Raw genomic sequence first — 11,744 nt, forward strand, 5'->3', positions numbered from 1 at the left:
CTAGTTTCGCCTCCTAGAAACTCCGAAACTTCAACTCCGCCGGCAGAAGCAAAAAGCGCTTCTTTGTCGGAGTCTCCAGTTTCTGCGTTTCTGGACAGTCGGCTATACATTTCGATTTCCGTCCTGCCAATGAAGTCAAAAAACGACTTCACTGTCTGGCCCTCTGAAGCACAGGACGTGCCAGACCCGCCAGCCACACGATGTGGCACTTTAGGCGGGCAGCACTTGTCGGGGCTGATCAAGGCGCTTGCGCTTTTCGGTTATGAAAGGGCTGGATTTATGGATTTTCAGAGTGCTGAGAAAAAAGCCAAGGATTTGCAAAATCTGCTTAATCATTATAGTTATGAATATCATGTTCTTGACCAGCCGTCGGTTCCGGATGCGGAATACGATAGGCTTTTAAGGGAACTGATTGAAATCGAGGAGCAATTCCCTGAACTGCAGACTCCCGACTCTCCTACACAGCGTGTTGGCGGCGAGATTTTAACCATGTTCAACAAGGTCCAGCATGCGATTCCGATGCTGAGCCTGGGAAATGCCTTCGATGAGCAGGACCTGCGCGATTTTGACCGCCGTGTCCGCCAGGGTGTTGGCGAAGATATTGCATATGTATGTGAACTGAAGATTGATGGTCTGGCAGTATCGCTCATCTATGAAGATGGTCTGCTCGTGCGCGGTGCAACTCGGGGTGATGGAACGACTGGTGAGGATATTACGTCTAACCTGAAGACGATCCGTTCTTTGCCAATCCGCCTGAAGGAACCTGTTTCTCTTGAAGTCCGCGGTGAGGCGTTCATGCCGAAGAAATCATTCGAAGCATTGAACAAGGCAAGGCAAGAACGTGAGGAAGAGCCTTTTGCTAATCCGCGTAATGCGGCCGCTGGCTCCCTTCGCCAGCTTGATCCAAAGATTGCCGCATCAAGGAATCTTGATGTGTTCCTGTATGGAATCGCAAATGTCGGTGATACTGGTATCCGCGCGCATAGCGAGGGACTTGATTATCTGGAGAAGCTGGGTTTCAAAGCAAATAAAGAACGACGGAAAGTTAACAGCATTGAAGGTGTCATTGAATATGTGAACAGTTGGGTCGAAAAGCGTCCGGATCTTCCGTATGATATTGATGGGATTGTCATCAAGGTAGATTCACTTGATCAGCAGGCTGAGCTTGGTACGACGGCAAAAAGTCCTCGCTGGGCTATCGCTTATAAGTTTCCTGCCGAGGAAGTCGTAACGACTTTGAAGGCTATCGAGTTGAGTGTTGGCCGCACAGGCGTTGTCACACCAACCGCCATCCTCGAACCTGTACAGGTTGCGGGTACTACGGTTGGACGTGCTTCTTTACACAATGAAGACTTGATCCGTGAAAAAGATATCAAAATCGGCGACAAAGTCGTCATCAAAAAAGCCGGAGATATCATTCCGGAAGTCGTCAATGTTCTTGCCGAGCAGCGGACAGGAAATGAAGTCGAGTTCCATATGCCTACTGAATGCCCTGAATGCGACAGCGAGCTTGTCAGGATTGAAGGAGAAGTAGCACTTCGCTGTATCAATCCGAAATGCCCGGCACAGATCAGGGAAGGCTTGATCCACTTTGTTTCCCGCGATGCGATGAACATCGACGGTCTCGGTGAAAGAGTGGTCAGCCAGCTGTTTGCACAAGAGCTGATCAAGGATGTTGCCGATATTTATAAGCTGACACGCGAGCAGCTGCTGGCTCTTGAGCGAATGGGTGAGAAATCCGTGAACAATTTGCTGTCAGCAATTGAGGCGACGAAAGATAATTCATTGGAAAAGCTATTGTTCGGTCTCGGTATCCGCCTTGTTGGTGCAAAAGCCGCGAAGACATTGGCGCAGGAATTCGACACGATGGATAGATTGATGCAGGCATCCAAGGATGAACTGACAGCGATCAACGAAATCGGCGATAAAATGGCCGACTCCATTGTTACTTATTTTGACAGTGATGAAGTGAGCGAGCTGGTCTCCGAGCTGAAGGCAGTCGGCGTCAATATGGAATATAAAGGGCCAAAGAAGGTAACCGCAGAAGAATCGGATTCTTTTTTTGCCGGTAAAACAATCGTGTTAACCGGGAAGCTCGAGCAATTGGGCCGAAACGAAGCGAAAGAAAAAATCGAGGCGCTCGGCGGCAATGTAGCCGGCAGCGTCAGCAAGAAAACAGATTTAGTCATTGCCGGTGAAGACGCTGGATCGAAGCTGACAAAAGCAGAAAGCCTGGGGATTGAAGTGTGGAACGAGGAGAGAATGCTTGAAGAATTAAATAAATAAGAGGTGTACTCGCCATGAGAAAACTCTCAGTGGTCGCTCTATCTCTTGTCCTGCTGCTGACGGCCTGTGCCCCTAATTTTCAAAAACAGGAAGAGGTTGTCCAGGAGAAGGATGATGATACAAAGGAAAAAGCGATTATCCCGAAATATAAAATTTCGGACAAATATTACCGTACCATCATGCCGTTCGAGCCAGGGGAAGCTCGAGGCATGGTCGTCAACAATCTGAATACGCGCTATGACATTACTGAATTTGAGACAGGTCTGATGCGAATTGCGCAAAATACATTTTCCACAGACAAGTACGTTTTCAAGGAAGGCCAGTATCTTGACGGCAGTACCGTAGCATCATGGCTGGAACGTGAAATGACCCCAGCGCAGGTCGAAGCAAAGGAAAAAGAATTGCAGGCTAAGGCTAAAGCAGAAAAAAGTAACAAAAAGGTGATAGTGAAAAACCTGGGACTGAACCCTGCCGATCCTGGCAAGGGAGATGTCCACGAACGGAATAAAAAGAATCCCATTTATCTTGCCCATATCCTGGAGCATAATTATCTCGTCCAATCTGGGGAAAAGGATACGTACCAGCTTGGCGGTATCGCAATCGGGCTGGCGCTGAATTCCGTCCATTATTACCGTGAGGAAGCTTATGGAGCAGTGTTTGAAAAAAACATTTCGCGCAAAGTTCTTGAAGCGGAAGGAAAGAAAATCGCCCAGGAAGTCGTCAACAGGCTAAGAGGGATCGATGAGTTGAAAAATGTACCGATTACAATCGGATTGTTCGAACAGGAAAGTCGATCTTCTGTTGTCCCGGGAAACTTTTTCACCTATGCAGAAGTTTCACAGGGCAGCAATAATATCGGCAGTTGGAAAGATGTAAAAGAAAAGTACATTCTGTTCCCATCTGCCGAAGCTGAGAAGGAACACAGGGATGACCTGACATTCTTCCAGAACTTCAAGCAGGATGTTGAGGAATATTTCCCTAACTTTAACGGCGTCATCGGCAAAGGCTTTTACCTGGATGGCCAGCTACAGGAATTGAATATCGAGATTCCTATCCAGTTTTATGGTGAAGCCGAAGCGATTGGATTCACCCAGTATGTAACGGGACTGGTGATGGAGCATTTCCCTAACTATATGTCCGTACAGGTCAGCGTATCCTCTGTACTGGGACAAGAAGCCTTGATCGTCAAGAAACCGGATCAGGATGAACCATTTGTGCATATTTATCAGTAACGAAAAGCAAAGAGCCGAGGTGCTCTTTGCTTTTTATTTTTGAAAAAAGGTGAATCCAAATCTTGATTAATAGCGTATATATCCTGAGAATCCTAATTAGGAGAGGTGGATAAGTGGCTGTTAAAAGCAATGTAAGTCAAAAAGCAAAATGGAAATATGTATTAAAAACAGCTATGTTGTGGGCCTTTGGAATTTCAACCTTTATTTATCTTTTTCAATGGGTGACTGGACAAGTAACCGAACAATTTTCATCTATCTCCCTCGCTTTAATGTCCATCCTATTAGGGATAGTGGCCGGTGCGATCGTGCTGTTACCTATCGGAATTATAGCAGGGTTGTTATTTTGGAAGGAAAAAGCTCGATAATCAGGAGGGAGAGGTAAAATGAGGCGCAATGTCTTCCGCGTAATGTTTGTCTTTTGGTTATTGGCAGGATGTTCAAACTCGGCAGTGACAGAAGAAGATGGACAGGAAATTGAAAGATACATACGTCAAGAAGTGATGAGCCCGAATTTTGGTGGTGAAATTTTCAGTGCTTATGAAATTCTTGCCTCCAACGAAGAGAAGGGTGAAATTTACTTATGGGCATTGATAGAGGAGTACTACAAAGAAGGTGCAGAAGTTGAGCAAGGTTCGGGGATGTCAGTGCCAATGGTGTTGAAGGTCGATCGAAGCGAGGGTGCCCTCAAAGTGATCAGCCATACCCTGCCGCGGGATGGAAGCTTTTACGCAGACGACATTAAAGATATGTTTCCTTATTTTGCAGAGCTAAAAGCCCTTGATTATTCATCCGGTCCTATAAAGAAGTTGATTAAGGAAGTAGAAGCTGAGGCTGCTGAAAAGCTTAAATAGTTGTATTGAAAAAAGCAAAGAGGACTCTTTGCTTTTTAAATGCATTTTTTAATATCAAGGATTGTCTGCAAATGCATGCCTTCATGGAAAATCGTCCTCACCAGGACTTGCTCGATTGTATGCATGCCCATTTCGGTCGGTGCGAATTCCTCTTCAAGGCGCTCGCCATACAATTCTTTTATTCTCGCAGGCTGGGTTTTAAGCAATTCTTTTAACTCGCTGACGGTAGGTGTTTCCTCGGTAAAATTGGCCGGAGAGGTGCCGTAGCCAAACCATGATTTGAACTCATCCGGAACATCTGCTGGCTCTTTTGTCACTGCCAGGATCCATAGATATTGATCAAGATAAATATGCCCAAGGTTCCAGCGGATATTATTATTGAATCCTGCCGGAATTTTCTCCATATCATCGTCAGAAACCGTATCCGCCACTCCTAAAATATCGCTGCGATAGGATTCCAGTTGATTGAATAATATTTCATGCCGTTTTATCATCTAAAATAGTCTCCTTTTTTGAATGATAGATAAATATTCGCTAGATTAAGTTGGTTTCCTGCTGAAAATTAGTTGATTTTATTGCGCTGATCATTTTATTGGCGAAAAAATAATTAATTCGACCACATTTCAGATTAATTCGACCACATATAAGGATAATTCGACCATCTCTACGATTAATTCGACCAACACAAGAAATCAAACAAAATACAAGCAAATTACAATATTGACATAATAAAAATCAAGAAAATTCGCAATCCAAGACTTGCTAGTACGTTGGCATTGAACACTATGAGACTCTCATGATAGAATGGGAAAGGAATGAAAACGTTTTAATACATAGGAGGGGATAGAATGGTTCAGCCATACAAACACGAGCCTTTCACGAATTTTAAAGATGAGGAAAACCGTGAAGGATACCTTACAGGATTGAAAACTGTAGAAGGCTATCTTGGCCAGGATTATGACTTGGTGATTGGCGGAGAGAGAATCTCGACTGAAGACAAGATTGTTTCTTACAACCCATCCAATAAAGAAGAAGTTATTGGACGCGTATCAAAGGCAAACCGCGATTTAGCTGAAAAAGCGATGCAGGCTGCTGTCGAAGCGTTCAAGACTTGGAAAAAAGTAAAGCCTGAAACACGTGCAGATGTATTATTCAAGGCTGCTGCAATCATTCGCCGCCGCAAGCATGAATTCTCAGCGCTTTTAACAAAAGAAGCTGGTAAGCCATGGAACGAGGCTGATGCTGATACAGCAGAAGCAATCGACTTCCTTGAGTACTATGCTCGTCAAATGCTAAGAATCAAAGAGGGCGTGAAAGTTGAAAGCCGTCCAAATGAATATAACCGTTATGATTACATTCCTCTTGGAGTGGGAGTCATCATTTCTCCATGGAACTTCCCGTTGGCAATCATGGCTGGTACAACTGTAGCAGCGATTGTTACAGGAAACACAGTTCTTTTGAAGCCAGCTTCAACTACTCCAGTTGTTGCGGCTAAGTTCGTTGAAGTTATGGAAGAAGCAGGTCTTCCTGCGGGTGTCCTTAACTTCGTACCAGGAAGTGGCGCAGAAGTGGGCGACTACCTTGTTGACCACAAAGACACTCGCTTCATAAGCTTTACAGGTTCACGTGACGTAGGTCTGCGCATTAACGAGCGCGCATCCAAGCTGAACGAAGGCCAAATCTGGCTCAAGCGCGTTGTCGCTGAAATGGGCGGAAAAGACACTATGGTTATCGACAAAGACGCTGATCTAGAATTGGCTGCTCAAGCAATTACTGCTTCAGCATTTGGCTTCTCTGGCCAGAAGTGCTCTGCATGTTCTCGTGCAGTCATCGTTGAAGATGTATACGACCAGGTTCTTAACCGCGTCGTTGAGCTTACAAATGAGCTTAAGCTTGATGATCCAACAGATCAAAGCACTTTCATGGGTCCTGTAAACGACCAGGGTGCGTTCGACAAGATCATGAGCTACATCGAAATCGGCAAGGAAGAAGGCCGCTTGATGACTGGCGGCGAAGGAGACAGCTCTAAAGGCTACTTCATCAAGCCAACAGTATTTGCTGACGTGGATCCAAAAGCTCGCATCATGCAGGAAGAAATCTTTGGGCCTGTTGTCGCTTTCGCAAAAGCGAAGGACTTCGACCATGCGCTTGAAATCGCAAACAACACTGAATATGGTTTAACTGGAGCTGTTATCACTCGTAACCGTGAAAACATCCAGAAGGCACGTGAAGATTTCCATGTAGGAAACCTTTACTTCAACCGCGGCTGCACAGGCGCAATCGTAGGTTACCAGCCATTCGGCGGCTTCAACATGTCAGGAACAGATTCAAAAGCTGGCGGACCAGACTATCTGCTTCTTCACATGCAAGCGAAGACTACTTCTGAAATGTACTAATACAGAATTGGAATCCCCCTCTCACTCAGAGGGGGATTTTTCATTTTAAGGGAATGTACAAGCACGTCCTTTGATATACTTAGGTAAAATTACCCTGAAATGGAGTTGATGCTTTGCTTGGAATCTTAGTACAGCTCATAATATCGTGGATTTTACTTCGTGTTCTCTACAAGGAAAACCTAAATGTGTTAGGGATCATCCCATCCAAATCAAGAATGTCCCAATTTGCTCTTGGTTTCATTTTTACCGCATTACTTTGTACAGTGATTCAACTGATCGATTCTGCTCTAACCCATACGGACTGGAAGCTGAATGAAAATCTATCTGTTCTTGGTACATTAAACTTCCTTTGGTGGAATGTTAAGTCTGTCGTCTTTGAGGAGTTGATTTTTAGAGGAGCACTTCTTTATATCGCTATCCGAAAATGGGGAGCGAGGACAGGAATTTTATTATCAGCAATTGTTTTTGGGATCTACCACTGGTTTTCTTTTGGAGTATTAGGAAACGTTGTTTTAATGCTTGTTGTGTTCCTGATGACGTCGATTTCGGGATTAGTGTGGGCATATGCATTTGAAAAAACAAAATCGATGATGCTCCCGATCGGTTTGCATTTAGGTTGGAACTTTGTTTTTAACTCAGTTTTTTCAAAAGGTCCCTTAGGCGAACAAATTCTAATTCCTCAAGTAGATAAGGCAAATAACCTCTCAGATACACTATCCTTTCTCATGCATTTCCTGCTGCCTAATTTAGTTGTACCCGCTCTCACATTTTTCTATATAAAATTCATACTGAAAAAGAATGCACAAAAACCCCTGTGATCAGGGGTTTTTTGTGTTCTTTAATGGCTGCCTCTAAATAGGGCATTTTCCTTATTTTAAAAATTTTTCTGAAAAATTAACCAAATTAGTTGCAATCTTATTTTACTGTTATATAATACATATTAGAGTTATTGATACTGTACTATAACAAAGGGGTGAAGGCAGTAAATGTCGACACAAACTACAGGAATTGAAATCGTAGGCAGCATGAAAAAAGGATACGAAGAAATTTTGACACCAGAGGCTCTTGATTTTGTAGAGCGGCTTGAAAGGCATTTTGGGGAGCGTCGGGTAGAGTTGCTCTCGGCCCGGGAAAAGCGCCAGACGGAAATCAACGCGGGCAAGCTTCCGGACTTTTTGCCGGAGACGAAGCACATTCGTGAAAGCGAGTGGACAATTGCACCGCTTCCGAGAGATCTGCAGGATCGCAGAGTCGAGATCACTGGACCGACTGACCGGAAGATGGTCATCAATGCGCTCAATTCCGGAGCGAAGATTTTCATGGCAGACTGCGAGGATTCAACTTCGCCGACATGGGAAGCGATTGTTGAAGGGCAGATCAATCTAAGGGACGCTGTTAACAGGACGATCTCTTTTGAAAATGCGAATGGCAAAAAGTATCAACTGAAAGAAAAAACAGCTGTTTTAATGGTTCGCCCAAGAGGCTGGCACCTAGAAGAAAAACATGTATTGCTCGATGGCAACCCAATTTCCGGCGGCTTATTCGATTTCGCGATGTACTTTTTCCATAATGCGAAAAAGCTGGTAGAGCAGGGCACAGGCCCATACTTCTACCTTCCTAAGATGGAGAGCCACCTTGAAGCGCGCCTATGGAACGATGTGTTCGTTTATGCACAGAATCATCTCGGCATTCCACAGGGAACGATTAAAGCAACTGTTTTGATTGAAACGATTCTTGCTTCATTTGAAATGAATGAGATTCTATATGAACTGAAAGAGCACTCCGCTGGCTTGAACTGCGGACGATGGGATTACATTTTCAGCTATCTGAAAAAACTGCGTTCACAGGATGATGTGATTTTACCGGATCGCTCACAGGTAACGATGACGGTTCCATTCATGAGATCATACTCACTTCTGACCATCCAGACCTGCCACCGCCGCAAGGCACCGGCAATGGGCGGAATGGCTGCCCAAATCCCAATCAAAAATGACGAAGAAGCAAATGCTGAAGCGTTCGCAAAGGTTCGCGCCGATAAAGAACGTGAAGCACGCGACGGCCATGATGGTACATGGGTTGCGCATCCGGGGCTGGTTCCTGTAGCGATGGAAGCATTCAACAAGGAGATGCCGGAACCGAACCAGATTGAATCTGGAAAACAAAAGGATGTTGAGGTAAAGGCAGCTGACCTGTTAGCTGTACCAGAGGGCACTATAACAGAAACCGGCGTACGCATGAACATCAATGTCGGCATTCAATATGTGGCTTCTTGGCTGAATGGCCGCGGGGCAGCGCCAATCCATAATCTGATGGAAGATGCTGCAACGGCGGAAATCTCCCGGGCTCAGCTATGGCAATGGATTCGCCATCCAAAAGGGGTTCTCGAGGATGGACGAAAAGTAACTGTTGAAATGTACCATGAGCTGAAGGAAGAGGAGCTTGAGAAAATCAAGCTGGAAGTCGGTGAAGCTGTTTTTGAATCCGGAAAATTCGAGCAGGCAGCAGATCTGTTTGATGAATTGATTTTAAATGATGATTTCGTTGAGTTTTTAACATTGCCTGGCTATCAGGCTTTAGCTTAATAGATTGGTAGATTCATATAAAAACAAACATTAGGAGGAACGTAAAATGACTCAAAATCGCGTAAAGCAATTGCAGGAAAGCTGGGAAATGGATAACAGATGGGCTGGAGTGGAAAGGACTTATACTGCGGAGGATGTCATCAAACTTCGCGGTTCAATTGATATTGAGTATACATTGGCACGCCGCGGCGCGGAGAAACTTTGGAAGCTTGTAAAAGAAGAGGATTTCGTCAATGCACTTGGCGCTTTGACTGGTAACCAGGCAGTGCAACAGGTAAAAGCAGGCCTTAAGGCAATTTACTTGAGCGGATGGCAGGTTGCAGCGGACGCTAACCTTTCCGGAAACATGTATCCTGACCAGAGCTTGTACCCGGCGAACAGCGTGCCGGCTGTTGTTAAACGTATCAACCAGGCACTTCAAAGAGCTGACCAAATCACTCATGGAGAAGGCGACGATTCCATTGACTGGTTCGCACCGATTGTGGCAGATGCGGAGGCAGGATTTGGCGGACAGCTGAATGTATTCGAATTGATGAAGGGCATGATTGAAGCTGGTGCAGCTGGCGTTCACTTTGAGGACCAGCTTTCTTCTGAAAAGAAATGCGGACACCTTGGCGGTAAGGTTCTTCTGCCAACACAAACAGCCGTGCGCAATCTGATTGCTGCCCGACTTGCAGCAGATGTCATGGGAACACCTACTTTGATTGTTGCCCGTACTGATGCAAACGCGGCAGATTTGATCACAAGCGATGTCGATCCATATGATGCTCCATTCATCACGGGCGAAAGGACTCCTGAAGGATTCTTCCGCGTGAAGGCTGGTCTTGACCAGGCGATCGCGCGCGGTTTGGCTTACGCTCCATATGCTGACCTTGTTTGGTGTGAAACTTCTGAACCGGATCTGGATGAAGCTCGCCGTTTTGCTGAAGCGATTCATGCAAAGTATCCTGGTAAGCTGCTTGCTTACAACTGCTCGCCATCATTCAACTGGAAAAAGAAGCTGGATGACGAAACAATCGCGAAATTTCAAATCGAGCTTGGCAAAATGGGCTACAAGTTCCAGTTCGTTACACTTGCAGGTTTCCACGCATTGAACCACAGCATGTTCGAACTGGCTCGCGGCTACAAAGAGCGCGGCATGGCTGCTTACTCCGAGCTGCAGCAAGCTGAATTCGATAGCGAACAATATGGCTACACTGCAACAAGACACCAGCGTGAAGTCGGAACAGGCTACTTCGATGATGTATCAATGGTCATTTCCGGAGGAACTTCCTCAACGACTGCGCTAAAAGGATCTACCGAAGAAGCCCAGTTTACTACTTCTTGATCATTAGTTACGGGTTATCTCTCCGCCTGGGCCCTCCAACTCAGGCGGGGATTCACCATAATGTTTTGTGATTTTTTTACCTTGCATTCTCCTATTTGTGTCCTTCTCTTCGGTTCGAAGAGGAGGTTTTTTTTTGTTCAAAATAGGTTAACCTTAAACTAGCACAGACAATTGGGCGGAATCATACATATATGGGTGAATAATGCACATAGGAATTTAAGAGTAGCGGACGTAAAAATAAATTTAAAAGGATAAAAACGTGTATCGTTATTGGATAAGAATAAGGATGTATCCGAAAAAGGGCTGGAACCCAGGATTGCTAGACTGCCATGTGCCCGAAAAAGGAGAGAAACGAGGATCTCGGTAACAAGCTAGACCAACATGCGAGAATTCGGCAAGATAACTAAATGCATTGTATTTCATCAGGACATAAGCGACTGCCTGTTAAGATAAAAATGTATTTATGGACTGCCGAAACAAGTATATGTGGAAGGGGTGACGATTATGGGCACAAATAATGTGGATGATTACTTACAGCAAGGAATCCATGGTGCAAAACAGACTAAGCCTGATGAGAGGCGGCGTTTCCTTACAACAATTAGGGAGCGGGTGGTCATTGCGCTGACACAGGGTGAGGTGATGAGGAAGGGTGTTGAACCTGAAGTCGAGCAGCTGATGGATGAAAATCGCGAAGCCCACCTCTTTTTAAATGGCAATATATCATATCCTTATTTATCTGAGTACATCAAAGCGGCTGAAAAACGGGGCATCGAGTTTACGATCGTAACCAATAAGGATTATGATTCTGAGCTTGGACTCGTTTTAGCACACGACCATGCGATCGATAAAGAGGAGATTTATCTTGGTAAAAAGAAACCTGTAATCCAAACCGCGCCGGACAAAAAGAAAAAGGGTTTCTTATCTGGCTTTGGGAAGTTATTTGGCAAATAGAGACGAGGGAGCAGCCTTTTAGGTTAGCTCTTTTTTTACGGTCATTTTTGCTTCCAGTTATATTATTCCACTCCTTTTCCATGAATCTAAAGCTTTTTAGAATTAAAAAAGCCCAAATT

The 11,744-nt window shown here is 45.0% G+C and carries 10 protein-coding genes; 9 read left to right on the forward strand and 1 reads right to left on the reverse strand.

Annotated elements, in window-relative coordinates; translation table 11 throughout:
• Positions 1-279 precede the first annotated feature (279 nt).
• From ligA to ACH0QE_RS00050, 4 genes are all read left to right on the forward strand, one after another.
• Positions 280-2,286 carry an NAD-dependent DNA ligase LigA gene (gene ligA / locus ACH0QE_RS00035; protein WP_415798729.1) on the forward strand — a complete coding sequence of 669 codons (2,007 nt, stop codon included), beginning with the start codon at positions 280-282 and terminating at the stop codon, positions 2,284-2,286.
• Positions 2,287-2,300: 14 nt separating this feature from the next.
• The gene (locus ACH0QE_RS00040) at positions 2,301-3,518 is read left to right on the forward strand and encodes a CamS family sex pheromone protein (protein ID WP_415798720.1); all 1,218 of its coding nucleotides are present in this window, start codon (positions 2,301-2,303) and stop codon (positions 3,516-3,518) included.
• Positions 3,519-3,631: 113 nt separating this feature from the next.
• A complete protein-coding gene (locus ACH0QE_RS00045) occupies positions 3,632-3,883 on the forward strand; it encodes a hypothetical protein (protein WP_415798721.1) in 252 nt (83 codons plus the stop codon).
• Between the two features lie 18 nt (positions 3,884-3,901).
• Positions 3,902-4,369, forward strand: coding sequence for a hypothetical protein (locus ACH0QE_RS00050; RefSeq protein ID WP_415798722.1), 468 nt, complete (start codon positions 3,902-3,904; stop codon positions 4,367-4,369).
• A 35-nt stretch (positions 4,370-4,404) separates the two neighbouring features.
• Here ACH0QE_RS00050 and ACH0QE_RS00055 read toward each other — a convergent pair whose 3' ends face one another.
• Positions 4,405-4,863: a DinB family protein gene (locus tag ACH0QE_RS00055; protein WP_415798723.1), complete on the reverse strand. Its 459-nt coding sequence runs from the start codon at positions 4,861-4,863 to the stop codon at positions 4,405-4,407.
• Positions 4,864-5,217: 354 nt separating this feature from the next.
• Here ACH0QE_RS00055 and pruA point away from each other — a divergent pair, with 354 nt between their 5' ends.
• From pruA to ACH0QE_RS00080, 5 genes are all read left to right on the forward strand, one after another.
• Positions 5,218-6,765 carry an L-glutamate gamma-semialdehyde dehydrogenase gene (pruA, locus tag ACH0QE_RS00060; protein ID WP_415798724.1) on the forward strand — a complete coding sequence of 516 codons (1,548 nt, stop codon included), beginning with the start codon at positions 5,218-5,220 and terminating at the stop codon, positions 6,763-6,765.
• A gap of 113 nt (positions 6,766-6,878) precedes the next feature.
• On the forward strand, positions 6,879-7,583 hold the full coding sequence (locus ACH0QE_RS00065; RefSeq protein WP_415798725.1) for a CPBP family intramembrane glutamic endopeptidase: 705 nt from the start codon (positions 6,879-6,881) through the stop codon (positions 7,581-7,583).
• Between the two features lie 168 nt (positions 7,584-7,751).
• Positions 7,752-9,347 carry a malate synthase A gene (gene aceB, locus ACH0QE_RS00070; protein WP_415798726.1) on the forward strand — a complete coding sequence of 532 codons (1,596 nt, stop codon included), beginning with the start codon at positions 7,752-7,754 and terminating at the stop codon, positions 9,345-9,347.
• Between the two features lie 46 nt (positions 9,348-9,393).
• Positions 9,394-10,674, forward strand: a complete 1,281-nt coding sequence (gene aceA, locus ACH0QE_RS00075; protein ID WP_415798727.1) for an isocitrate lyase — start codon at positions 9,394-9,396, stop codon at positions 10,672-10,674.
• Between the two features lie 504 nt (positions 10,675-11,178).
• The gene (locus tag ACH0QE_RS00080; protein ID WP_415798728.1) at positions 11,179-11,625 is read left to right on the forward strand and encodes a YueI family protein; all 447 of its coding nucleotides are present in this window, start codon (positions 11,179-11,181) and stop codon (positions 11,623-11,625) included.
• Positions 11,626-11,744: the final 119 nt, after the last annotated feature.

The organism is Mesobacillus sp., from assembly GCF_047739415.1.
In the GTDB taxonomy this organism is placed as follows: Bacteria; Bacillota; Bacilli; order Bacillales; family Cytobacillaceae; genus Mesobacillus.

Bases quoted from the DNA above. Each gene is read 5' to 3' on its own strand.
- ligA (WP_415798729.1), top strand. From the start codon at position 280: ATGGATTTTCAGAGTGCTGAGAAAAAAGCCAAGGATTTGCAAAATCTG.
- ACH0QE_RS00040 (WP_415798720.1), top strand. From the start codon at position 2,301: ATGAGAAAACTCTCAGTGGTCGCTCTATCTCTTGTCCTGCTGCTGACG.
- ACH0QE_RS00050 (WP_415798722.1), top strand. From the start codon at position 3,902: ATGAGGCGCAATGTCTTCCGCGTAATGTTTGTCTTTTGGTTATTGGCA.
- ACH0QE_RS00055 (WP_415798723.1), bottom strand. From the start codon at position 4,863: ATGATAAAACGGCATGAAATATTATTCAATCAACTGGAATCCTATCGC.
- pruA (WP_415798724.1), top strand. From the start codon at position 5,218: ATGGTTCAGCCATACAAACACGAGCCTTTCACGAATTTTAAAGATGAG.
- aceB (WP_415798726.1), top strand. From the start codon at position 7,752: ATGTCGACACAAACTACAGGAATTGAAATCGTAGGCAGCATGAAAAAA.
- aceA (WP_415798727.1), top strand. From the start codon at position 9,394: ATGACTCAAAATCGCGTAAAGCAATTGCAGGAAAGCTGGGAAATGGAT.
- ACH0QE_RS00080 (WP_415798728.1), top strand. From the start codon at position 11,179: ATGGGCACAAATAATGTGGATGATTACTTACAGCAAGGAATCCATGGT.